Source organism: Tenuifilum sp. 4138str (assembly GCF_041102575.1).
In the GTDB taxonomy this organism is placed as follows: domain Bacteria; phylum Bacteroidota; class Bacteroidia; order Bacteroidales; family Tenuifilaceae; genus Tenuifilum; species Tenuifilum osseticum.
Genome location: NZ_JBGCUE010000007.1, coordinates 1 through 24403 on the forward strand (window position 1 = coordinate 1; position 24403 = coordinate 24403).

Annotated in this window: 17 protein-coding genes; 12 read left to right on the plus strand and 5 right to left on the minus strand. The window is 45.2% G+C overall.

Features of this window, described 5'->3' with window-relative positions; genetic code table 11:
- Window positions 1-948: 948 nt before the first annotated feature.
- The 7 genes from AB6811_RS07870 to cysK all read left to right on the plus strand — a co-directional run bounded on the left by AB6811_RS07870 (window position 949) and on the right by cysK (window position 11802).
- Entirely contained in the window at window positions 949-3105 is a 2157-nt protein-coding gene (locus AB6811_RS07870; RefSeq protein ID WP_369489905.1) for a zinc metalloprotease, read from the plus strand.
- A gap of 7 nt (window positions 3106-3112) precedes the next feature.
- Complete coding sequence (locus AB6811_RS07875) at window positions 3113-3712, plus strand: hypothetical protein (protein ID WP_369489906.1); 600 nt, start codon at window positions 3113-3115, stop codon at window positions 3710-3712.
- Between the two features lie 715 nt (window positions 3713-4427).
- A complete protein-coding gene (locus AB6811_RS07880) occupies window positions 4428-6476 on the plus strand; it encodes a putative porin (protein WP_369489907.1) in 2049 nt (682 codons plus the stop codon).
- Window positions 6477-6555: 79 nt separating this feature from the next.
- Window positions 6556-7959 carry an MltF family protein gene (locus AB6811_RS07885; RefSeq protein WP_369489908.1) on the plus strand — a complete coding sequence of 468 codons (1404 nt, stop codon included), beginning with the start codon at window positions 6556-6558 and terminating at the stop codon, window positions 7957-7959.
- Window positions 7960-8022: 63 nt separating this feature from the next.
- A complete protein-coding gene (gene gltX / locus AB6811_RS07890; RefSeq protein WP_369489909.1) occupies window positions 8023-9558 on the plus strand; it encodes a glutamate--tRNA ligase in 1536 nt (511 codons plus the stop codon).
- Window positions 9559-10110: 552 nt separating this feature from the next.
- A complete protein-coding gene (gene epsC / locus AB6811_RS07895; RefSeq protein ID WP_369489910.1) occupies window positions 10111-10881 on the plus strand; it encodes a serine O-acetyltransferase EpsC in 771 nt (256 codons plus the stop codon).
- Window positions 10882-10884: 3 nt separating this feature from the next.
- Entirely contained in the window at window positions 10885-11802 is a 918-nt protein-coding gene (gene cysK / locus AB6811_RS07900; RefSeq protein ID WP_369489911.1) for a cysteine synthase A, read from the plus strand.
- On the opposite strand, the gene mutS is transcribed toward cysK, so the two are convergent.
- Window positions 11799-14378, minus strand: coding sequence for a DNA mismatch repair protein MutS (mutS, locus tag AB6811_RS07905; protein WP_369490046.1), 2580 nt, complete (start codon window positions 14376-14378; stop codon window positions 11799-11801). The genes cysK and mutS overlap by 4 nt on opposite strands.
- Window positions 14379-15382: 1004 nt before the next feature.
- Here mutS and AB6811_RS07910 point away from each other — a divergent pair.
- Together AB6811_RS07910 and AB6811_RS07915 are read left to right on the plus strand one after the other, a co-directional pair.
- Window positions 15383-15553: a hypothetical protein gene (locus tag AB6811_RS07910; RefSeq protein WP_369489912.1), complete on the plus strand. Its 171-nt coding sequence runs from the start codon at window positions 15383-15385 to the stop codon at window positions 15551-15553.
- Window positions 15554-16051: 498 nt separating this feature from the next.
- The gene (locus AB6811_RS07915) at window positions 16052-16270 is read left to right on the plus strand and encodes a hypothetical protein (protein WP_369489913.1); all 219 of its coding nucleotides are present in this window, start codon (window positions 16052-16054) and stop codon (window positions 16268-16270) included.
- Between the two features lie 407 nt (window positions 16271-16677).
- Here the strand turns inward: AB6811_RS07915 and secDF are convergent, their stop codons facing one another.
- Both secDF and AB6811_RS07925 read right to left on the minus strand, forming a co-directional pair.
- Window positions 16678-19647, minus strand: coding sequence for a protein translocase subunit SecDF (secDF, locus tag AB6811_RS07920; protein ID WP_369489914.1), 2970 nt, complete (start codon window positions 19645-19647; stop codon window positions 16678-16680).
- Between the two features lie 92 nt (window positions 19648-19739).
- Window positions 19740-20174 (minus strand): aspartyl protease family protein, encoded by a 435-nt coding sequence (locus AB6811_RS07925; RefSeq protein ID WP_369489915.1) that lies wholly within the window; start codon window positions 20172-20174, stop codon window positions 19740-19742.
- Between the two features lie 88 nt (window positions 20175-20262).
- Between AB6811_RS07925 and AB6811_RS07930 the strand changes: the two genes are divergently transcribed.
- The 3 genes from AB6811_RS07930 (at window position 20263) to AB6811_RS07940 (ending at window position 23861) form a co-directional block, all read left to right on the plus strand.
- Window positions 20263-22140 (plus strand): PAS domain-containing sensor histidine kinase, encoded by a 1878-nt coding sequence (locus tag AB6811_RS07930; RefSeq protein ID WP_369489916.1) that lies wholly within the window; start codon window positions 20263-20265, stop codon window positions 22138-22140.
- The gene (locus tag AB6811_RS07935) at window positions 22133-22792 is read left to right on the plus strand and encodes a response regulator (protein ID WP_369489917.1); all 660 of its coding nucleotides are present in this window, start codon (window positions 22133-22135) and stop codon (window positions 22790-22792) included. The genes AB6811_RS07930 and AB6811_RS07935 overlap by 8 nt, the downstream gene beginning before the upstream one ends.
- Before the next feature lie 136 nt (window positions 22793-22928).
- Window positions 22929-23861: an NYN domain-containing protein gene (locus AB6811_RS07940; protein ID WP_369489918.1), complete on the plus strand. Its 933-nt coding sequence runs from the start codon at window positions 22929-22931 to the stop codon at window positions 23859-23861.
- Window positions 23862-23898: 37 nt separating this feature from the next.
- On the opposite strand, the gene AB6811_RS07945 is transcribed toward AB6811_RS07940, so the two are convergent.
- Both AB6811_RS07945 and AB6811_RS07950 read right to left on the minus strand, forming a co-directional pair.
- A complete protein-coding gene (locus AB6811_RS07945; protein ID WP_369489919.1) occupies window positions 23899-24144 on the minus strand; it encodes a thioredoxin family protein in 246 nt (81 codons plus the stop codon).
- An 18-nt stretch (window positions 24145-24162) separates the two neighbouring features.
- Window positions 24163-24393: a hypothetical protein gene (locus AB6811_RS07950; protein WP_369489920.1), complete on the minus strand. Its 231-nt coding sequence runs from the start codon at window positions 24391-24393 to the stop codon at window positions 24163-24165.
- Window positions 24394-24403: the final 10 nt, after the last annotated feature.

The following is a 24403-nucleotide window of genomic DNA, read 5'->3' on the forward strand; positions in this document are numbered from 1 at the left end:
AGCCCGCCAGCGCCGATGGTACTGCGTCACAGCGGGAGAGTAGGTCGCCGCCCCCCTTACGCCCCGCGGGATTACCCCGCGGGGCTTTTTTATTAGGATATAATTGTTTTTTTATTTTATAGTTTTAAAAAGTTGCTTACAATTCCTAATGTAACATTATAGCATAATAGATATAAAGGTATCAATGTCGTTTAGTTAACAAAATATACATACCTGTCATCCTGCGCGGCCTGTCCCGCCCTAGCGGGGAGCGAAGGATCTCTAATCTACCCCATGAGATGTTTCGCTTGCTCTCAACATGACAAAGGGAGTTAGGGAGCCAATGATATTGTCATCCCGAGCGTAGTCGAGGGATTTCATATAAAAGTAAAAGGGGAAAGAGATGCTTCGACTTATCTCAGCATGACAACCATCTCATGAACCGAGCAACAGCAAGTATCACAGAGTTACACAGTGTAACACGTGTTGCACAGAGAGTATAACGTAGCATTCACGAACAACGATACACGAACAACGAACGCCGTCTCTAGCCCCGTAGGGGCAAAATATTTACAATTCTATTGTCATTCCGAGCTAGTCGAGGGATCTCGATTTAAGATTTAAGAACCCCTGTTCGGCCGAGGCTGTTAAAAGCAATAAACGAACCGCGTTCGGCGGCGGTTGCACCGCCGTCGCGCTATCAGCAATAGGCTGCGCCTGAGTTTTTTATAATTCTCCCGCTCGCGCGGATTTACCTTCGGTGAGCTCCCTTCGGTCGGTTGTAATCCGTGCGGTTGAAGTTCGGCAAAGCCAATCCGTGCGGTTATTTTGAAAGGTGTTTTCAATGAGGCAAAATTCGAATAAGTAATAAAGTGTGTAAGAGGTATTTGTCACGGACTACAAGTCCGCGCCAGCAATGGGCGGTTTACCCCTGCGCTCAATTCCCAGTACGGGTTCGATAGCCTGCGGATGGATGCCCTTGAGAACTTTTATAACGACATTTCCATTGATGGTAAGCTATACAAGCTGCCGTGGAAAGCCCTTGCCGCCGGTATCCCAGAACCAGTTGAGATGCACGTACGACGGGGTGCCGACTCCCTCGACTACTCCAAGCTAAAGGTTAGGATATTAGGTGGTAGTACCCTTACTCCTACTACAGGCGCTAACACCCCACTGCAAACCTTCAACCTTACGGGTACCACCCCCGGCGATGAGTACGCCGTGGTGGCACAGTACGAAAAGGACAAGGAGAATGCCTATGCCGGTGGGCTTTGGGCTGCAACTTACCAGAACAAGACCTTTACCCTTTACGTTGTGCCCCTACCCGGGGTTGATTTTACCCAGTCTGTTCATGGCAACCTCCAAAACTATCTGAACCGGATATACTCCCAGGCCGTGGTAAGCTGGAATGTTCAGGTTATTAAGGGTTTTACAGGTATTGACCTGGGCGAAAACGGCCTTGACCATGCCGAAAATGAGCTGCTAAGCGCGTACAACCCCGAGATGAACAGCGTAATTTCAGCGTTTAAGGCGTGGCAGGGTAGCATAAACTCCCAGGCCGCCTACCTGTTTCTGGTACCCAGGGCCGATGGTGGCCTGCAGGGTTACATGCCCTTTAACCGCCAGTTTGGGTTTGTGGTGGCACCCACCGGTTCCGATGGCAATGTGGATGCCGCTGCGCTGGCCCGCACTGTTGCCCACGAGCTGGGCCACGGAATTTTTTCCCTCCGCCACACCTTTAGCGAGAAAAATTTTGTAACTTTACCCCAGGGCAAAACCGATAACCTCATGGACTACCCTTCAACAGGCTCAGGGCTGGCTACGGCAACCGATGCCACCAAGCTCGATAAGTACCAGTGGGATCTAATCCACGACCCACAAAGGGTATGGTTTAGCTGGCTGGAGGAGGAGGGAGAGGGGGAGATAGGAATTTATGGAGTTACATGGTTAGGAAATGTTTTGTTTGGATTATATCCAGACGAACAAGAAAGAGAGATAGAAACAAGATTAGAATTGTTTAATCATATTTATCAGGAATATGAGAATTATTACAATAATTCAAAGATAAAAGATATTTATTTAAGTGTTGATAAATATAAAAACTGGTCGGTAAGAAAGGCATCATTTCAGGGGATTGCCAAAAAAGTTTTTAAGGGTTTAAAAACTAATGATAACACATTTAATTTGTGGAATGAGGGTATATATTTTGAAGATTATAAATTAGAAGGAAAATCATATAAAATAGCAATATATAGTGCCAGGAAGAATATAGTACTAGGAGAAACTATAAGAATAAAAAGTTTTAGTCAGCTTCGGTATAATAAATCGATAAAGGCAGGATATACAAAAAATTATGGATTAATTTCATTTTATGACACAGAAGGCAAGATGAATATGGTGATACAAATAATAGGCGAATCATCTAAGAAAGATGTAACACAATGGTTAAATTATTTAGGTCTGATATTACCATCCAGAGAACAGGAGAAAGAAGATAAGGACATTATTGACAAAATATTAGAGGTTATTCTTCATGATATAAATAAGCTTAATGAAATTTGGGGGGAGAAAAAAGAAGACCAAGAAGAATCTGCAATTGAGATTGCTTTAACAGAAATGGAAGAATTTTTAGGTAATTCATATGCATATGGCGGTGGTGATAGCAGAACCAGTTTAGATGAAAAAGGTACTGATGAGATGGATTGTTCCGAATTTGTAGCTCGATTCTTACAGAAGGCTTGTGGATTGGAAGAAGTTCCAAGTCCGTTTTACACATCACTTATGCTAAGTAGCATGCAAGATGGAAGCTTTGATAGCTTCTTACAGCATGTGAAGAATAGTGAAAAAGAGGATTTCAAAGATATAAGACCTGGTGATGTTTTCTTATGGAGTAGGAGCTCAAGTGATGGACATACTGGTGTTGTTGTGTCGTATGATAAAGAAACAGACAAGGTAACAGTGATTGAGGCTATTGGAATCTCGGGTGCTGCTGAGGAATCACTATCAAAAGACATTGAAGGATATTGCCAAGGTTGTATACGAAAATCAATATATACACGTACTGGAAAAGCCTTATACAAACACGCTGGATGGAAAGGGTATTTTAGAGCAGTAACAACAAAATAATAATACAATGAAAAAATATTTAACTATAATTTTAGTAGTATTTTTTGCTTCATGTAAAGCACAAAATAACGAATCCACCGTTGATTTCTTTTCTTTAGTTAAAAATCCTGATTATATATGGACAACATCCTATAGTATTGAAAAGGAGGACGATGTCACTGCAATATATTATGAGTTTTATATGAAAGATGTTCATGTTGGGCAAGGATGTATTTATGCAATTTCAAAACAATTTCCTGAAAAGTGGACAATTAAAGCGGTAGAAGACCCAAACGGCAATTGTGGTGATAAAAAAAATTACAAGCCTTTGTTTTATATTAATTGTGCTGCGAGAAACTTTTTTACCGAAAATAAAGAAGAATTGATCCAAAACTTTGATGTTTATACTTTTTTCGTAGATAAAACAGATTTAGAAGGGCCTTATAAAGAAACATCTGAATCTGGCAGTGCTGAATATTACAATGAAAAATCTGATAGCGAGGTAATTATTTACAAATATGAGTCAGGTAGTTGGGTTGAAAAAGGGAAACAAAAACTTGGAGATGAAATACCAAGAACCTTTGGGTCAAAGTATATAGAGAAATTAGCAAAAGAAAGAATCAAATAATTTTACTCCCACCCAACTGCCGCAAGTTTGTAACTTGTGGCACAAAGCTAATTTTTGCTGTAGGTCTGCTTTAAGGATAAAAGCCCCCTCAGTTGAGCCGAGGCAATAAAAAGCCTAGTTAGGCCGAGGCTGTAATAAGCAATAAACGAACCGTGTTCGGCGGCGGTTGCACCGCCGTCGCGCTATCAGCAACAGGCTGCGCCTGAGTTTTTTATAATTCCTCTGCTCGCGCGGATTTACCTTCGGTGAGCTCCCTTCGGTCGGTTGTAATCCGTGCGGTTGTAGTTCGGCAAAGCCAATCCGTGTGGTTATTTTAAAAGGTGTTTTCAATGAAGCACAGCTTGAATAAGTAAAAGTGTAGTATGTATTTGTCACGGACTACAAGTCCGCGCCAGCAATGAGTGGCGTATGCCGCACTCGTTTACAAGCGCGCGAGAGAGTTTAAAATTACCCATGTCCATTTAACCTTTAACTTTTATCTTTTAACTTTCAACGGTTAACGTCTCACGTTTAACGGACTTCATCTCCCTCTAACTTCCTCTAACTTCTTCTAACTTCCTCATATTCCGAGTCATTCCGTCTTATTCCATCTCATTCCGAGTCATTCCGAGTCAGCACCAACTCTGGCTTGTTTGTTCTGTTTCAATCTTTTTTGTGTTACTTAGCATTGTTTAACGCGTATCATTCATATATTTGCAATCCTAAAATAGCTGGTTTGAAACAGTTTTTATCAGTTCCATTTGCTTGCCTACTGCTTTTTGTGGCGGTGTGCTTATCGAGCAGCTACGCCTATTCGCAGGAGGGGGCTCGTACACTAGCCGGTAAACACTCCCGGAGCGATTCGCTAAGGGGTAGGAATGTCCCTTTTGATAAGGGTAGTGCAAGGGGTGTAGGCAGGTCGGCTACCGATACGCTTAAACCCAATGAGCGCAACATTTACGGTTACCTTGGCATTCAAGACCCTAAGAGCAAGTCGTTTGCATGGTATTTTGACCGGGAAACCTATGATTTGGTTCAAACACAAGCCTTTGACAGCTCGCTATTTTTGGTGCATATGATACTACCCGGGCAAAAGAGCCTATCGCCCTTAACCTACCTGGGCAACATGGGCTCGCCTGTGCAGAGTGACCATTTTTTTGAACGGCCGGTTAGCTTTCCGTTCCTGTTTTCAAAGGGCTATTCCAGCTACGAGCAGCCGGTGCTGGATAGGAAGCAGTACAACGTACGACGCCCGCATACGCTGCTGGAGTATTCAACTGCCGGCAAAAGGCGAAATGCTGAGCAAAACCTTAGGGTTTTTCATACGCAGAATGTGAACAGGTACCTGAACTTCGGGTTGCAGTACGACTACTTCAGCACCAAGGGTATATACGAAAGGCAGCTAACCCGTAATAACGATTTTACGGCCTTTGCAAGTTACTACAGGCATAGGGTATCGGCACAGGGAACGTTTGCTTACACATACATTCGGAATCAGGAAAATGGCGGGCTGGAGGACGATAGGTTCATACAGGATACCGTTATGGAGCCCAACCTGGTGCCTTTCAGGCTTAAGGACGCATCGGTGGAGTACCGTAAAAGGAGTTTTGCCGGAGTGGTGGGTTACGATATTATTACAAAAAGGCTAAACGATAGCCTTGAAAATCTGAAATCGATTCTCACGGCCAAGCTGATACTTGATGCCAACCGCTACACACGGGTTTACGCCGATACCGAAACCGATTCATCGTATTATGGCAATTTTTATATCAGCACCACATCTACCCACGACTCGGTGTACCTTGCCACCTACCAGTCGATACTGCTTGTGGAGCTAAGCCAAATTGCCAAATACCCGGGCATACCCGGATTACGGGCATGGGTATCGGGCCTAATGGGGAGCTACTACAACTTTACACCCGATAACTTTATATATACCTACAGCAATACCAAGCTCAACACCAGTCACTTTGGCCTGGGGGTTTACAGCCAAAGCCCTTACCTATCGTACAGTGGCGCTGCACGTTTTTACATGAGCGGGTACAGGGCAGCCGATAAGGAGCTGCTTGGCCGTTTATCCATATCGCCATGGAAATCGAAGGAGCTGCCTTACGTAGCAGGGGAGCTAAGCATTACCGATAGGGAACCCGATATCTTTATAAATCGATATTTTTCAAATCATTACAAATGGGACAACACTTTTGAAAAGGAGAGCCGTTTCAGGTTAAGCGCACGCCTTGGAGCCGATAGGTTTGGTTTTGAGGCAGGGTATAGCATTGAGCATATCCTTAACTATGTTTACTTTGACACGCTCTCGTTACCTGCCCAGGAACCTAAGGTTACGGTAACCTCGGCCTACATTCAGGAAAAATTCAGGCTCGGTTGGTTCAACGCTGTGTGTAAGGTTATTTGGCAGGCAAGCACCAATGCCGATGTTTTAAGCTTGCCCTCCCTTGCGGGGTTTGGTGCACTTTACGTGCAGTACCCCGTGGTAAAGGATGTGCTTACCATGCAGCTTGGTGTTAGCGGATTCTACCGTACCGAGTTTTACGCCGATGCCTATAATCCAGCACTTGGGGTTTACCATAACCAGCGCGTTCGAAAAATTGGCAACTATCCGTTCGTCGATGTATTCCTGAATGCCCGGTGGAAACGTGCCAATTTATTTATTAAGCTTGACCATGCCAACCAGGGATTAATTGATAATCAGTATTTTACAACACTCCACTACCCGTACAATCCACGTATGGTTAAGTTTGGAGTTTCGTGGATGTTTTACGACTAGTCGTCAAAATTCTCAATTGTAATTCAACACTTTAGGCTAATTTTGCGTTTCTGTTTGGTTAAACCAAAAAAGTCATATTATGGTTCGAAAAGTTATTTACCTGCGTAATGGGTTGATTTTTTTGGCTATGCTAATTTTTTTCTCGGTCAGTAGCTGTGAGAAAAAAGGGGTTAAGGACGAGGAAGTTCAGCGAGACCTTGCCGATATACTGGCCGATGGCAAACTTGTTGCTGTAACCGATTATAACGCAACAAGTTACTTTATCTACAAGGGTGAACCAATGGGTTACCAGTACGATATGCTTCGCGATTTAGCTACCTATTTAGGGGTAAAGCTCGAAATCGTGACCGAGAACGATATCGACAAATCGTTTGAGATGCTCAGGAAGGGCGAGGTTGATATCATAGCCAGCAGCTTAGCCATAACAGCCCAGCGCAAGGAGGAGGTTGATTTTACCTTGCCACATGGCGAAACCAGCCAGGTGCTGGTTCAAAGGATACCCGATGAAAACGGCGCTCCTGCCATTCAAAAACCGCTTGAACTATCGGGTAGGTTGGTTTACGTGCAAAAAAGCTCAGCAGGCGCACAGCGCCTAAAAAACCTATCCGATGAAATAGGTGGGGGAATAACCGTTGTTGAGCTCCCTAACTACGATGCCGACAAGCTGATTGAGCTGGTAGCTACAGGGGAAATCGATTATGCAGTTTGCGACCAGTCCGTAGCCCTGGTAAAATCAAACTACTACAAGAATATCAACATAGATGTTCAAATAGGATTCCCGCAAAAAACGGCCTGGGCTGTAAGGAAAACCTCCGTTGAGCTCCGGAAAAAAGTTGATACCTGGCTGGAGGGTTACCTAAAAACGGCTCACTACCGCAATATTGAGCTAAAGTATTTTGCCCAGGAACGCTTTAACAGGCGCGCCAGCAGCGATTACTTTTTCATTTACACCGGCAAGATTTCGCCGTGGGACGAGTACTTTAAGAAGTACAGCCAGGGCATTGACTGGGACTGGCGGCTTTTAGCCTCGCTGGTTTACCAGGAGTCGCGCTTCAGGCACGATGTTACCTCGCACAGGGGCGCATCGGGGCTTATGCAGTTGATGCCCCAAACCGCCGAGTATTTCGGAGTTGATAGTACGGTTGGACCTGTCAAGCAAATTGAGGTCGGCGTGAAGTATATCAAGTGGCTGGAAGACCGATTTGCCGCTTACGATATTCCCAAGGACGAAATGGTAAAGTTTGTGCTAGCATCGTACAATGCAGGGATAGGCCATATAATTGACGCCCGAAACCTTGCCCGGAAACACGGTCGAAACCCCAATGTTTGGGACAATAACGTGGAGTACTTTATCCGGAATAAGTCCCAGTTTGCTAACGACCCCGTTGTTAGGCACGGCAGGTTAAAGGGGGTTGAAACCACAAACTACGTGAAGGAGATAATGGAAAGGTACCAGCACTACAAGAATATCATAGGAGAGTAAAGCTCTCCTTTTTTTTGCTGTAACCTGCTTTATTCATACATTTGCGCAAAATTTTAGATGAAAATGAGTAATCGTAGAGTTAGGGTGCGTTTTGCACCAAGTCCTACCGGCCCTTTGCATATTGGAGGAGTGCGTACAGCGCTATTCAACTACTTTTTTGCCCGCCAGCACGGTGGCGATTTCATTCTCAGAATTGAGGATACTGACTCGCAACGGTTTGTCCCCGGCGCCGAGGAGTATATTAACGAGGCGCTGAACTGGTGCGGAATAACGATAGATGAGGGCGTTCGTGAGGGTGGCCCGCATGCGCCCTACCGCCAAAGCGAGCGCAAGCACATATACAAGCAGTATGCCGATAGGCTTGTGGAGAGCGGTCATGCATACTATGCCTTTGACACACCCGAGGTGTTGGACAAAATGCGCACCGAGGCCGAAGCCCAAGGCGGGGCATTTACATATAACTACGCCATAAGGAATGGGATGGAGAATTCCCTGGCACTACCAGCCGATGAGGTTAAGCGCCGCATTGAGCGTGGCGACCAATGGGTTATTCGCTTTAAGATGCCTGAGAACGAGGAGGTGGTGATGCACGACCTTATCCGCGGCGAGGTTAGGGTTAACACATCAACCCTTGACGACAAGGTGCTGTTTAAGAGTAGCGATATGCTACCCACCTACCACCTGGCCAACGTAACCGACGATTACCTTATGGAGATTTCGCACGTTATCCGTGGCGAGGAGTGGTTACCATCGTTGCCCCTGCACGTGCTGCTTTACCGCGCCCTGGGCTGGGAGAATGTGATGCCAAAGTTTGCACACCTTCCGCTACTGCTAAAGCCATCGGGGAATGGCAAGCTGAGCAAGCGCGATGGCGATAAAATGGGATTCCCGGTTTTCCCGCTGCTCTGGAAAAGCGCTGATGGCGAAATATCGCGTGGTTACCGCGAGGATGGTTACTTTCCCGAGGCATTTGTGAACCTGCTTGCCCTTTTGGGATGGAATCCCGGAACCGACCAGGAGCTGTTCAGCATGGATGAGCTCATAAAGCTCTTCAGCATTGAGCGCGTTAACAAATCGGGCGCACGTTTCGACCCGGAAAAGGCAAAATGGTTCAACCACCAGTACCTTATCCGCAAATCCGACGCCGAGGTTGCTGAGCTATTCCAGCCTGTTCTTGAACAGTACAATATCAATGTACCAATCGACAAGCTCACACGAATTGTTGGGCTGGTTAAGGAGCGCGTTAACTTTGTGCATGAGCTATGGGGGCAAACAAACTATTTCTTTGAACGCCCCCTGGAGTACGACCAGCAAGCTGTTGCCAAGCACTGGAAGCCCGAAACACCCGATATGATAACAGATGTTAGCGAAACGCTAAAAGCATTGGGCTCCTGGAACTCGCACGAGATTGAAACAGCGCTTAAAGACCTTATCAACGCTAAGGGTTACGGCATGGGCAAGGTTATGAACGCTGTAAGGCTTTGCCTTGTTGGCGAATCGAAAGGCCCCGGGATTGCCGATATTTGCGAAATTCTGGGCAAGGACGAAACCCTTACAAGGCTTAACCAAGCCATTTTAATTCTGAATGGTAAGAAATGAATCGGAATGAGATGGAATGAATCGGAATGAGGCGGAATGACTCGGAAAGAATCGGAATATGAGGAAGTTAGAAGAAGTTAGAGGAAGTATTAGTTCGTTAAACGTGAGCCGTGAAACGCAATGTTTGAGGCGGAAATGAGGTTGAATGAGTCGGAATAAACAGAATATGATGGAGTTAGATGAAGTTAGAGGAATAGTAAAAAGTGAACGGCTAAATTAAATGACCATGAATTAACAAATTTAACCGGGCTAAATAATAGGAACGCATTATTTTTTGAGGAGATTAGCCAGAAGATGCACAAAAAACATTTAATTACTTATCACAGTTGACGAATTCGGATTTAATTATCTTTGTGGCATGAGAAACATTGAAAGCATAGCTGCTACCTGGTGTTGTATGTGGTATAGGTTTGTACCGCAGGGGAATTGCTATGCGCGATGTTGAGAACTAGTTAACTCAATCCATAACTCAAGCCCTTCCGGTACATACCCGGAGGGGCTTTTTCATTTTATATGGCTTTTAGTTACTAAAACGGTAAACAGATTGATTTTATGGAAAAGAACAAACTTAACTACATTGAAACCCGCCGAATGGTTGAGGACTTAAGCGATAGCCTTACAGAGCTGGTTATTGAAAGTTTGCTTGGTGCCGGACAAACGGTTGATACAGAAAAGCCTTACAGTAAACTTTACAAGGCGTTACGGTATTTTAATCCCGATACCAGTCAATGCCAAAGGCAATTGGAAATTGTTTACCAAGGATTCCAAGGTGTCCTTGATACACTTAGCCACGATGCAAACTTTATCTACCTAAACGACCCAGCAGCACAAAGCCTTGAGGAGGTACTGCTTGCATACCCCGGATTTTTTGCCATTGCCCATTACCGCGTTGCAAACCTACTGCATAGGGTAGGGGTAAACATTTTGCCAAGGATGATTACCGAGTACGCACATAGTAAAACAGGCATTGATATTCATCCGGCAGCAACCATTGGGCGGGAGTTCTGTATCGACCATGGAACAGGAGTAGTGATTGGCGAAACAACCATAATAGGCCAGCGGGTAAAGCTGTACCAAGGCGTAACCCTAGGCGCGCTAAGCGTATCGAAGAGCCTATCGGCCACAAAACGCCATCCCACCATTGAGGACGATGTGATTATTTACGCAGGCAGCACCATACTTGGGGGCGAGACCGTAATTGGACATGATAGCGTAATAGGCGGGAATGTATGGCTTATCAAAAGCGTTCCGCCTTTCTCAATGGTTTACCATGAGAGCAAAGTGATTGTACAACAGGGAAAGTTTAACCATAAAATGAAGTGATAGATGAAATACTTGAGTATCGATAAATCAATTGGAGCAACCCCACACATTAGGCTTAGCAGGATTTTCCCAAACGCTGAGGTTTGGCTTAAGGATGAGCGGCGCAATCCGAGCGGAAGTATCAAGGATAGGGCTGCCATGGCAATGGTTGAGGATGCTGAAAGGGAAGGACTTTTGAAACCGGGCAGTGTTATAGTTGAGCCAACATCGGGTAATACCGGGATTGGCCTTGCCATGGTTGCGGCTGTAAAAGGCTATAGGTTGATACTGACCATGCCTGAGAGCATGTCGGTTGAGCGAAGGGTAATACTCAAAGCTTACGGAGCTGAGATTATTCTAACACCAGCAGCGCAGGGTATGCATGGCGCAATTGATAAAGCAAAGGAGCTTATGGCTCAACTGCCATCGGCATGGATGCCCATGCAGTTTGCCAACCCTGCCAATCCAAACACACACTCACTTACCACAGCCAAGGAGATTTTAGCCGATTTTCCGGATGGACTCGATATGGTTGTGGCCGGGGTGGGTACTGCCGGGCATATCACCGGCGTTGGTCGAACACTTAAAGAAGCATTCCCCAACATTCAGGTAATAGCAGTTGAGCCGTTCGACTCGCCTGTTCTCTCCGGCGGGCAACGGGCTCCGCACCCCATTCAGGGGATTGGGGCTGGCTTTGTGCCTCAAAACCTCGACCGCGGTGTGATAGATGAAATAATTACGGTAAAAGCCGATGAGGCGATTGAATGCATGCGGTTACTTGCCCGAACCGAAGGGATTTTAGCTGGGATATCAACCGGTGCAAATATTGCAGCCGTTAAAAAACTGCTGTCAGTAAAACAGGCCAACCCAAGAATTTTAACCTTTGCCTACGATACTGGTGAGCGCTACCTGAGTGTAAAGGGTATTTGGGATTTGGTTTAAAGCCCGGTAAGGCGTTTAATCTCATTCAGCTTATTAAGCGCCTCGATGGGAGTAAGGTTGTTGATATCAATCTTTTTAATCTGGTCACGTATTTGCTTTAGTACGGGGTCCTCGAGCTGGAAGATGCTTAGCTGGTAGCCCTCACGGTGGGTGCCAAGCTCATCAACCGGTTTGCTTAGCGATTGGCGTTGGGTGGAACTCTCCAGCTCAGCAAGTATCTCGTTGGCGCGTTTTACCACGCTTGGGGGCATACCGGCCATCCGGGCTACGTGTATTCCAAAGCTATGCTCGCTGCCACCCCTAACCAGCTTACGCAGGAAAATAACCTGGTTGTTGACCTCTTTTATGGTTACATTGTAGTTTTTAACACGTGGGAACGATTTTTCCATCTCGTTCAGCTCGTGGTAGTGAGTGGCAAAGAGGGTTTTTGCCCTTGCGCTGGGGTGTTCATGCAGGTACTCAACAATTGCCCAGGCAATTGAAATGCCATCGTAGGTTGATGTTCCACGACCAATCTCATCGAGTAGCACCAGGCTCCGGGGTGAGATGTTATTCAGGATGCTGGCAGCCTCCTGCATCTCCACCATAAAGGTCGATTCGCCAAGCGACAGGTTATCCGATGCCCCAACACGGGTGAATATCTTATCGACTACACCAATTGAGGCCGCTTGGGCGGGAACAAACGAGCCCATTTGTGCCATAAGCACAATTAAGGCGGTTTGCCTTAGCAATGCCGATTTTCCGGCCATGTTGGGCCCAGTAATTATGATAATTTGCTGCTCGCGTGTGTCGAGGTAAACATCGTTGGCTATGTATTGCTCGCCTGCCGGCAGCATGCGCTCAATAACCGGATGTCGTCCCTGTTTGATGTCAATTACATCGTCGAGGTTAACCTGGGGGCGGTTGTACTGGAACTCAACTGCGCAGTGGGCAAATGATAGCAGGCAGTCGAGCTGGGCTATGAGGTATGCGTTAAGCTGTATGGAGCCCACATACTCGGCAAGGCTGTGAACCAGGTTCTGGTAAAGGTTTTGCTCCAGCTCGGATATCTTTTCCTCAGCGCCAAGAATTTTCTCCTCGTACTCCTTTAGCTCCTGGGTAATGTAGCGTTCCGCCGATACAAGGGTCTGTTTCCTAATCCAATCCGCTGGAACTTTGTCCTTGTGGGTATTCCTAACCTCAATATAGTAGCCAAAAACGTTGTTGAAGTTAACCTTAAGCGACGGTATTCCCGTTCGCTCCGATTCGCGCTGCTGGATATTTAAGAGGTACTCCTTGCCGGAGAAAAGGATGTCGCGTAACTCGTCGAGCTCAGCGTTAACACCTTTTGCAATCACCTGACCCTTTCCAAGCATCATGGGAGCATCGGGGACAATTTCCTGTTCAATGCGCTCGCGTATGCGGTGGCAGGGGTTCAGCTGCTCCGATATGCGAAGCAGCGTGGGTTCAGCGCTTTGATCGCAGATGGTTTTAACCTCATCAATCAGGCTTAAGGCATTTTTTAGCTGTACCATCTCGCGGGGCTGAATACGACCCACCGCAGCCTTTGAAATGATTCGTTCCACATCGCCCATATCCCTTATCTTGTCGGTAAGGGTAGCGCGCATATCCTCGTTGTTAACAAATAGTTCAACAACGTTTAGCCTATCGTTAATGGAGTCGGTATTTTTTAGGGGTAAGGCTACCCAACGCTTCAGCAGGCGGGCGCCCATGGGCGAGGAGGTTTTGTCGATAACCTCAATGAAAGTTTTGGCTCCCTCGTTAATGGAGCTGAACAGTTCCAGGTTGCGCGAGGTAAACCTGTCAATCCATACAAAGCTATCCTCGTCGATACGGGAAATGCTCTGAATGTGTCCTATTTGTGTGTGTTGGGTAACATCAAGGTAGTAGAGTATGGCGCCAGCAGCGGTAATTCCAAACCGCAACGAGTCGACACCAAACCCTTTTAGTGATTGGGTTTTAAAGTGTTTTGTCAGTTTTTCGCGAGCAGCATCCTCGTTAAAGGCCCACTCGTCGAGCCGCGTTACATAATGCTTGCTTCCAAACTGCTCGAGGAACTCCTTGTACTTTGTTCGCTCAACAAGTATCTCCTTGGGCTTAAAGTTGTTGATAAGCTTATCCACATAGTCCAAATTTCCCTCGGAAGTGTAAAACTCACCGGTGGATATATCAAGGAAAGCCACTCCTCCCGCTTTTTTATCGAGATAGACGCAGGCCAGGAAATTGTTCTCCTTACGCTCCAGAACATTATCGTTGTACGAAACTCCCGGGGTAACCAGTTCAGTAATTCCCCTTTTTACTATGGTTTTGGTTTTTTTGGGGTCTTCGAGCTGCTCGCAAATTGCCACCTTTTGGCCGGCACGTACAAGCTTTGGCAGATAGGTGTCAAGGGCATGGTGTGGAAATCCGGCAAGTTCAACAAACGATGCAGCACCATTTGCCCGGCGGGTTAAGGTTATCCCTAAAATCTCCGAGGTTTTAATGGCATCCTCACCAAATGTCTCATAGAAATCGCCAACCCTGAAAAGCAGTATGGCATCGGGGTGGTTACGCTTGATGCTCAAGTACTGCTTCATCAGCGGAGTTTCCACAATGTTTATATCATTCTCCTTGCTCACCGTTTATTAGTTTTCCGGAACGTTTACAAAAATACCAAATAGTTGCATAGCAATTCTGCCCTGTTGAAAAAAACGTTAAAACTACTTTACAACATAAAATTGCCAGGAATAAGGATTAAACTTTTGGCTAGTTTTGCGCTCAAATAAAGCGAAACCCCCGACTTCACAGCCGGGGATTTCAAATGGTTCAGGTATTAGTAAGGATTGGAAATAATCGCAGTAAAGTTAAAAATTTTCAACAACATTTTCAACACTTAGGTTTCAGTAGAGGAACGCTGTGATTGCTTACTAATACCTAACCATATACAGGACAGGCTTTTGGCCTGTCTTTTTTTGTTTAGATTTTTTTTAGGTTTTTTAGACCCTACCGTTCGATATTAGATCTTAATCCAATTTCGTTTATAAACTCCTTTTGTCATTCTGTAAAGCGAAGGATATATTGAATAGTGTGCAGTATATAGTGTTTAGGGGTGTTTGGAGTTTAGTGTTTCGTGAAATGCTTTTTTTCACTATCAACCATCAACTATCAACTCTGCTTGTCATCCTGAGCGCAGCGAAGGATCTCTGACCGACATAATGAGATGTTTCGCTAGTGCTCAACATGACATTAGTTTCACGAACAACAAACAACCTTTCCCGCCCCGTAGGGGCGTAACATTTACAACTCCATTGTCATCCTGAGCGTAGTCGAGGGATCTCGATTTAAGAACTCACTAGTTAGCACATGTCTTTAGTCGCACACATAAATCGCCCTGAAAGGGCAAATCACATTAGCCCTGGGTTTTAACCCAGGGTATTGAGGTGTTCAAATTATTTTGCGATGCACGCAACACCTTTTCCAAAGAGCAAGGGTGAAACGTTGCATCGCAACGGTAATGCATTACAAAGAGCGATTTACACGTTCTTTCTTGTCTTGATACAAGAAAGAACCAAAGAAAATCAAGGCTGAAAAGCCCGACCCGATGGGTGCCCCGTGGGTGGAACTGCCACGCGATACTATTCGCCACGCCTGCGGCGTGACTCATTTGGTATCGCTTACTAAGCCCACCGCCACGTTCCACCCCCGACCCATTTCCGGGTCAGGCTTTTATGCCACTGCCTGCTTCTTCCGCTTCATTCTCTCTCAGGGATAAGGTCTGGGATAAAGCGGTTTCTCACGAACAACCTAGATGACCCCTCTAAATCTCCCCTGAGAGGGGAGACTTTAGCCCTCCAATAAGGTCTCCTAAATGCTTCTCCCCTCTCCTGTCAGGAGAGGGGCGGGGGTGAGGTCAATTCCACGAACAACAAACAACCTTTCCCGCCCCGTAGGGGCGTAACATTTACAACTCCATTGTCATCCCGAGCGTAGTCGAGGGATCTCGATTTAAGATTTAAGAACTCACTAGCTAGCACACGTCTTTAGACGCACACAAATCGCCCTGAAAGGGCAAATCACATTAGCCCTGGGTTTTAACCCAGGGTATTGAGGTGTTAAAATTATTTTGCGATGCACGCAACACCTTTTCCAAAGAGCAAGGGTGAAACGTTGCATCGCAACGGTAATGCATTGCAAAGAGCCATTTACACGTTCTTTCTTGTCTTGATACAAGAAAGAACCAAAGAAAATCAAGGCTGAAAAGCCCGACCCGATGGGTACCCCGCGGGTGGAACTGCCACGCGATACTATTCGCCACGCCTGTGGCAAGACCCATATGGTATCGCTTGCTAAGCCCACCGCCACGTTCCACTCCCGACCCATTGCCGGGTCAGGCTTTTATGCCACTGCTTATGTCGCTCCTTGTTGGTTGAGGAATTGCATTAATAAAGAGTTGGAGGTTCAAAGTGATGCTTCGGCTAGCTCAGCATGACAATGGGAGTAAGGAAAAAAGGGGGATTGTCATTCCGAGCTAGTCGAGGAATCACATTAAAAAGAAATAAAGGAGGATATAGATGCTTCGACTGGGTTCAGCATGACAAATAACATTAACTAAACAACATTGAATATCACTCCTCTTCGAGGAATTTAATCCAAGTACTATGAATTTTGAGGAATGAGTCGGAATAGACATGGGTGATTTTATGAAGGAATGAGGCGGAATAGACGGAATATGTTGATGTTTGAGGAATGTTAAAATGAACACCAAAGCCAAAAATACCATGAATTAACAAATTCAATTGGGCAAATAAAAAAAGGTGAGGCGGAAATATTTTTAGGGGAGATTAGTAAAAGAAAAAGGCGACCGTTAGGGTCGCCTTTTTTAAATATCAATATAGATTACTTGTTTTTCTTTTTCTCTCTACGTTTCTCTAGTTCATAAGCAATTGGTGCTGCTACAAAAATTGAGGAGTAGGTACCAATTAGAATACCAACTATAAGAGCAAAAACAAAACCACGAATAACTTCACCGCCAAAGAAGAACATTGGGATAAGTACAATGAGCGTGGAGAATGAAGTAGAGAATGTACGGCTCAGCGTATCGTTAATAGCGCTATTCATATTCTCCTTTCTGGTGCGTTTGGGGTGCAGACCCATGTACTCACGGATACGGTCGAAAATAATAACCGTATCGTTAATGGAGTAACCAATAATGGTTAGGATAGCTGCAATAAACGATTGGTCAATCTCCATGTTGAAAGGCACCCTGTAGTAAAGGATTGAGAACAATCCAATGGTGATTAGCGAGTCGTGGAAGAGTGCAGCCACACCACCAGCGCTATAGCTCCAATACCTGAACCTGATAAGGATGTAAAGGAATATTACGACAAGCGCAAAGAATACGGCAATGTAAGCATCGCGTTTGATATCGTGGGCAATGGTAGGCCCAATTTTAATGGAGCTTTGCTTGTAATCGTGCTGGAAGTCGCTAAAGTTAGCACCATCGGCCATAAACGGTTTAACACCGAGGTAAATCAATGAATCAACCTCGTTATCTACATTGGGGTCGTTATCGGCTACTTTGTACTTGGTGGTAATTTTTACCTGGTTCGATGCACCAATGGTTTTTACTTCGGGGGCTTCGCCAAGGTATGTTTTAAGCGATTTACTTACCTCCTGGGTTGAAACGGTATTCTGGAAGCGAACAATGTATGAACGTCCACCTGCGAAATCGATACCCGGGTTCAAACCACGAACGGCCAACGAAATAATTGCAATGGCAATCAAAGTGCCGGAGAAGACATAAGCCTTTTTACGTAGCCCAATGAAATCGATGTTAACTTTTTGGAAAGCATTTTCCGAAAGTTTAGTAGAGAAAATCATTGGAATGTTGCGTTTTTCCATCCAAAGCAGGAATAGCCTTGTAATGAATATACCGCAGAACATTGAGGTGATAATACCAATCATCAGGGTAGTAGCAAAACCACGGATAGGTCCTGAACCAAACAGGTACAGGATAACACCGGTTAGCAATGTGGTAACGTTACCGTCGATAATAGCGGAGAGGGCATTGCGGTAACCGTCCTTAACGGCAAGGCTTAAACCTTTACCACCGCGGAGTTCCTCACGGATACGCTCAAAAATAAGTACGTTGGCGTCAACAGCCATACCAAGTGTAAGCACAATACCTGCAATACCGGGTAGGGTTAGGGTAGCACCAAACGATGCCATAACGCCCATGATGAAGAACAGGTTGGTTACAAGGGCAAAGTCGGCTACTAAACCAGCGCTACGGCTGTAGTAAACAACCATGAAAATCAGTACAATGATAAATGAAACAATAAATGAGCGTAACCCTGAGTTAATCGCCTCTTTTCCTAGCGATGGACCAACCAATTGTTCCTGAACAATATGAGCAGGAGCAGGAAGTTTACCCGACTTTAGCACGTTGGCAAGGTCCTTAGCCTCGTTTATGGTGAAATCGCCAGTAATTTGTGAACGTCCACCCTTGATTTCGGTTTGAACACGGGGGAATGAGTAAACGTAATCGTCGAGCACAATGGCAATGCAACGACCAACGTTTTCGCCGGTCATGCGTGCCCAAATACGTGCTCCCTCGGCATTCATTTCCATGTCAACCTCGGCTTCGCCCTTTCGATCGCCAAAAGCTTCGCGGGCATCGGTAATGGCTCCACCATCGAGGGGTGCTTTGCCATCGCGGGTGGTTACTTTAAGAGCAATAAGCTCATAGAATACCTTATTCTTGTCCCACTTGGGCGATTTAACTCCCCAACGGAATTTTACATCGGGAGGGAATAATGCCCTAATCTTAGGCATTCGGAGAATTTCATTTACCTGGGCAGTGTCCTTAAAGTGGGCATAGCCAACCACAGGGCCAGGTGCGGGTTGATTGTTGTATAGGTTAGGCTGCAGAATGCTGAATAAGGGGTAATCCTTAGCCATGTCGGCTGCGGCCTTTAAGGTATCGGTCTTTTCGGTTTCCTTAAGTTTGCTTAGCAGTTCATCCTTCTGCTCAGTGGTTTCATCTTTTTTAGCGGTTTCGGTAACAGTTGGCTGACTTGCCTTGTTGATTTCGGCAAGGGTACTGTTGGCAGCCATAAAGTTGTTGAACAACTCGCTGTACTCGTAGGTTTCCCAAAACTCAAGGCTTGCAGTTCCCTGTAGAAGTTTACGAACACGCTCAGGTTCCTTAATACCGGGTAATTCAATTAGAATGAGTCCTGAATTCTCGAGGCGTTGAATATTGGGTTGTGCAACACCAAACTTGTCGATACGGTTACGAAGAATGTTGAAGGAGTTATCAATAGCATTTTCGGCTTCCTGCTTCAGCACCTTAAGTACATCCTCGTCCGAAGAATCGAAGTTAATACGACCCCGTAGTTCAGGGGTATTGAAAATTGAAGCCAACCGAGCATTTGGAGCCACCTGCTTAAAGGCTTTGCCAAACTTGTCGATAAAGTGCTCGCTACCGGGCATCTGGGTTGCCAGGTTTAGCGCTTTTACAAAAGCGCTGTCCTGACTGTTGTTGGACAAGGCTCTAACCAAATCGGTAACTGACACCTCGAGCATAACGTTCATACCGCCTTTCAGGTCGAGGCCAAGGTTTATTTCCCTTTCCTTACACTCCTTGTAGTTATACTTTCGTACGAAAAGGAAATTGTACACCTGTTCCTGCGACATGGAGTCGAGGTAATGCTCGTACTTCTTGGAATCAAAAATGTTGTTAACCGTTGCATATTCGCGGGCTTTGCTTTCAACCCGCCAGGTTACATAAGTAAACGAAAGCTGGTACAAGCACACCAGCGCTAATGCAATGGCAATAAATCGGATCGCACCTTTATTCTGCATCGTTCTAAAGTATTAAAAAGTTGATAATTTGCCAGTTTTCAAAAATATCGGGCAAATATAATTTTTTTTAACATACAAACAGCCTTTAGCTGTTACTCATTTTCACCTTTAACAGGTTTCAGGTAAATGCGTTTCCTGTGAATGTTTATGCTTGTGGCATTGCGCATCAAAAAATCGCACCCCAGAATTCCTGCCAGCTTAACGTTAGCCATTTGGGAGTAGAGCTCAATGAGGTTACTTAGGTCGGCAACAGCCACTTCAAGGTTAGTGAACTCAATTCCACCAATCCAAACAGAGCTTAGGGTTGCTGTATCGATACTGTTGGTTTGTGACCCAAACCCAATAACCAAACCCTGAGGGTGACTTTTAACTTCAATTTCACCTAATACTGATTGGTCAATTACTGTTCGGGTAGCTCCGGTATCGACCACCAACCAGTAATCTGCATTGTTTACTGAGCACTCAACCAGCCAATGGTAGCCATCGTCGTCAAAATCAATCACCCTAAACCTTATGCTTATAACCATGCCGTGCAACTAAAAATTTTTCAGCTGAAGGTATTGAATTATTTCAATGTTTCCGTAAATTACAATGCCAAAATTATATGCCTAAACCATGAACTATAAAAATATTTTATTCAAAAATCTTTTAAAATACTCATTCCAACGCCATTACCTTTTCCTATTTGTTTTAACATTTACAGCTTTACTTCTTTGGTTTGCAAGCGAGTTGAACAGGGCAAAGGAATTTAAAAGGGTAACCGTAAATGCTATTGCCCAGAGGCTTGAAGGGATAGGCATTAAGCTATCGCAGGTTAAGCTGAATCAGAATAGCACATTTAACGATTCTCAATTTCGGAATTCAATAAAACATTTACTTACTGATGGAAATGACTTGCAGCAGGTTATTGTAAAAACCGAAAACGAAGAAGCTTTATACTCACTGGACGATGCTGGAAATTTAACAGTTCACTTCAACCAAAACGAAACACAGCTGAAGGATTTGAAATTATTCAACGATTACACCCTTTTAAAGCTTGCGAGTAATGGGAACAACCTGATTGCTCTGCTTGTTGAAAGGGTTAATCCCGATTTAGCGGTGTTGATTGGCGCCGAACTTAAGCTTGCGCTTGGTAACAATATCAGGGTAAACCAAAATGCCAGCCAGTGGGTTGAGTTAAGTAAACCAGTTTCTGTCTCAGGGTATCAGGAGGTTCTGGATAACCAACTCAAACCAAACATTGGCAGAATACTGGTTAGGACTTTTATTGCACTGGTAATAATTACATTGATTATTTCGGCATTAATGTTATTGCAGGTAATGCAGCAGGCAACAGGTCTTGAAAATGAGCTGTTACTGGTTGAAAAGAGTATAACCGAAAACCATGAGATAGAAAACACTAAGGGTGAGTTCATTCCAATTCTAAAGCCAATGGCTTACCGCATCAGGTTTCAGCTCAATGAGCTTAAATCGAACCAGCTTGAGGTAAACGATAGGCTAAATCAGTTCTATAGGGCATCGGTTGATGCCATTGTGATACACCACGACGGAGTCCCTATTTTCTTCAACCCTGCATTCCCTGAGATGACCGGATACCCCGAGAGCACCCTATACAGGCTTCGCCTTTTCGATATCATTAAGATTGATGAGGATTTGCTTAATGAGGCTAGGGAAGGGCGTCAGCCTACAGTGGAAGGTTTGTTGCGGCAAAGCAATGGTAATATGCTTTATGTTGAGGTTCAGGTAAAATCCATTAAGTTCAGGGGTCAAGTAGCTGAATCGGTTGTGGTGCGCGATATTACCCACCGTAAGTTTATGGAGCGTGAGCTGCAGCTGCAACGTATGCGCCAGGTGAAATCGGTAATTGATGGTCAGGAAAAAGAGCGCCAGAGGCTATCGCGTGAGCTACACGATGGGTTGGGACAGAACCTTGTGGCCATAAAGCTTAAGCTCGAAAGCATACCCCACGATATAGATGGCGAACTGAATGCTACCCTTGCACAGGTAAAGCAAATGTTCAATCATACAATTGAGGAAGTGCGACGCATTTCCAATAACTTAATGCCTGCCGCCCTTAAGGAGTTTAGCTTAGCGGTGGTGCTTCGGAATCTGTGCAACGAGGTGGAAAGCAATTCGGGAATTAGTGTTGGTCTTACCGTTGGTGTTTTGCCGGAACCTATTGACCAACTCCTTAAAACCTATGTTTACAGGATAGTTCAGGAAGCCCTTACCAATGTAATAAAGCATTCCGGGGCAAGTAGAGCCAACATTACTGTTTACGCCGACTTTAGCAACCTACACCTGATTATTGAGGATAACGGCGTAGGGTTTAACACTTCCACGCCCACCGATACCGGTAATGGTTTATACAATATGAAGGAGAGGGCAATCCTGCTGAACGGAAGTATCAATATTATCTCCTCACAGGGGAAGGGCACTAAAATAGTTGCCCAATTTCCATTAAAGCCACAAAATCAAACGGTAAATGGATAAGATAAGAGTTGCACTGGTTGAAGACCACCAGCTGGTTCGCGATGGCATCCGATCGCTGCTGACTAACTTGCCAAACATTGAGGTTGTGGCAGAATCGGATTGCGCTAAAACCATGCTTAGCCAGATTGAGGTTGCAAAACCCGATATTTTACTGGTTGATATATCGCTGCCGGAAATGTCGGGGATTGAGATGGCAAAGGTTGTTACCACCAAGTACCCTGGAACCAAGGTAATAATCCTTTCCATGCATACCGAACAGGAGTACATTTTCAACTCGCTCCGCAATGGCGCAAAGGGGTACCTGCATAAAAGCATCTCGCGCGAGGAGCTGGTTGAGGCAATTGAACAGGTTTATGGCGGGAGCGAGTATTTTAGCAAAGAGGTATCGGGAATCATCCTTAAAAGTTACCTCAGGCAAATCAAAAACCCCGAAAGGGTTGAGGAATACGAGGATAAAAAGCTAACACCTCGCGAAATGGAGATACTTCGAATGGTTGCACAGGGATACTCAAATCAGCTTATTGCCGATAAACTTTTTATCAGCGTTAGAACCGTGGAGTCCCATAAAAATCATATCATGCAAAAGTTGGAGTTAACCACTACTGTCGATTTGGTTAAGTATGCCATTAAAAATGGAATTATCGACCTGTAAACGTTTGCATTAAGATATCGCATTATTTAGATATATTTTTTTTGTGTGATTGCTAAAGAATTATATTTGCAGCCTCTTTGCACTCAAAGAGACTAGCAGCTAATTAAGTTAATTAACAATCCAAAATCTATTAAACATGGCTCTAAAAAACCAGAGAAAGGATTTGATACGCATTGGCGTGTTCTACGACGGGAACTACTTCCTGCATGTAAGCAACTACTACAACTACTTCCATCAGCGGAAAAAGAGGTTGAATATTGCCGGTTTACATGAGTTTATTCGGCATATGGTTGCCAACGAGGAGGGTGTAGACCCTAATTTCTGCCAGCTGATTGAGGCACATTTTTTCCGTGGCCGCATCAGCGCCCAGGAGGCAAGCCAGCGTGGAAATCAGCTCTACAACGACAGGGTATTCGATGATATCCTGATGTCCGAAGGGGTTATTACCCACTACCTTCCCATTCGCCCGCGTGGTGGACGCCGCGAGGATAAAGGAATTGATGTTTGGCTTGCCCTTGAAGCCTTTGAGCAAACGCTCTACAAGCGCTTTAACGTTCTGGTGCTTATCACCTCCGATGGCGACTACGTTCCGCTTATCCGCAAAATCAACTCGTTGGGAACTAAGGTTATGGTTTTAGCGTGGGATTTTGATTACACCGACGACCAAGGCCGCGAGGTAACCACGCGCACCTCGCAGGAGTTGCTTCGTGAGGTTACTTACCCCCTACCCATGCACGAACTCATTAACGATGGGTTAAAGCGTAAGGATAAGGTGGTTGAGAACCTCTTTGCGGTTCAGGACTACAGCCAGCCCCGACAGGCGACTAAAGAAATCATTACCGATGAGGAAGCCAAGCGCGCACGCATTTTAAGTGTGAACAATGGCTACGGTTTCATTCAGTATCCGCCCAACAACCTTTTCTTCCACTACCAGGATGTTGAAGATGGTGAGTTTGAGGAACTCATTGAGGGCGATATGGTTGAGTTTGTAATTGGCATCAACGAGAAAGGCCAGGAGGTAGCCAAGCGAGTTCGCAAGGTGCCCGATTACGATGTGAATACTTGGTAGAACTTACACTGAATGCCTGCAAATGCAGGCATTCATGCTATTTGTCCCCTTGCTTAATCCAGTTTACAAGAGTGGGCTTAAGGGGTAGTTTCCCCTGAACCTTGACCTCGTTATTTATAACCAGGGCAGGGGTTAGCAGCACCCCGTAATCCATAAATTGATTCATGTCTGTTACGCTCTCAATGCGCGCCTCAATACCCAGCTCGTTTACCACCTCGTGGCACATAGCCTCCAGCTTGTGGCAGTTTGGGCAGCCTATTCCAAGGACTTTAATCTCAACCATATCATTTTAGCTTATTGGTTATAGTCCACATCCCCCGCAGCAGGAACCGCATGCTGGGGTGTGTGAAACATGATGGTGGTTATCAACTGAACCCTGCTTGGGAGCACGGTATTCATCGCACTCGTTCCCACATTCTGGACACTTGGCTACCATCTTGCTGCATGGGCCAAATGCGGCATCAATCCATTCCGTTTTGCTTCCGTTAGCATCAAACTTTAAATTGCAAGTTTTACAGATGTATGTTTCCATTGCTCTATAT

Excerpts from the sequence above, each read along its gene's own strand:
- AB6811_RS07925 (WP_369489915.1), bottom strand. The coding sequence starts at position 20,174 with ATGGTTATAAGCATAAGGTTTAGGGTGATTGATTTTGACGACGATGGC.
- secDF (WP_369489914.1), bottom strand. The coding sequence starts at position 19,647 with ATGCAGAATAAAGGTGCGATCCGATTTATTGCCATTGCATTAGCGCTG.
- AB6811_RS07915 (WP_369489913.1), top strand. The coding sequence starts at position 16,052 with ATGGGTACCCCGCGGGTGGAACTGCCACGCGATACTATTCGCCACGCC.
- AB6811_RS07935 (WP_369489917.1), top strand. The coding sequence starts at position 22,133 with ATGGATAAGATAAGAGTTGCACTGGTTGAAGACCACCAGCTGGTTCGC.
- AB6811_RS07910 (WP_369489912.1), top strand. The coding sequence starts at position 15,383 with ATGGGTGCCCCGTGGGTGGAACTGCCACGCGATACTATTCGCCACGCC.
- AB6811_RS07870 (WP_369489905.1), top strand. The coding sequence starts at position 949 with ATGGATGCCCTTGAGAACTTTTATAACGACATTTCCATTGATGGTAAG.
- AB6811_RS07875 (WP_369489906.1), top strand. The coding sequence starts at position 3,113 with ATGAAAAAATATTTAACTATAATTTTAGTAGTATTTTTTGCTTCATGT.
- AB6811_RS07930 (WP_369489916.1), top strand. The coding sequence starts at position 20,263 with ATGAACTATAAAAATATTTTATTCAAAAATCTTTTAAAATACTCATTC.
- AB6811_RS07945 (WP_369489919.1), bottom strand. The coding sequence starts at position 24,144 with ATGGTTGAGATTAAAGTCCTTGGAATAGGCTGCCCAAACTGCCACAAG.
- AB6811_RS07940 (WP_369489918.1), top strand. The coding sequence starts at position 22,929 with ATGGCTCTAAAAAACCAGAGAAAGGATTTGATACGCATTGGCGTGTTC.
- epsC (WP_369489910.1), top strand. The coding sequence starts at position 10,111 with ATGGAAAAGAACAAACTTAACTACATTGAAACCCGCCGAATGGTTGAG.
- gltX (WP_369489909.1), top strand. The coding sequence starts at position 8,023 with ATGAGTAATCGTAGAGTTAGGGTGCGTTTTGCACCAAGTCCTACCGGC.
- cysK (WP_369489911.1), top strand. The coding sequence starts at position 10,885 with ATGAAATACTTGAGTATCGATAAATCAATTGGAGCAACCCCACACATT.
- AB6811_RS07885 (WP_369489908.1), top strand. The coding sequence starts at position 6,556 with ATGGTTCGAAAAGTTATTTACCTGCGTAATGGGTTGATTTTTTTGGCT.
- mutS (WP_369490046.1), bottom strand. The coding sequence starts at position 14,378 with ATGAAGCAGTACTTGAGCATCAAGCGTAACCACCCCGATGCCATACTG.
- AB6811_RS07950 (WP_369489920.1), bottom strand. The coding sequence starts at position 24,393 with ATGGAAACATACATCTGTAAAACTTGCAATTTAAAGTTTGATGCTAAC.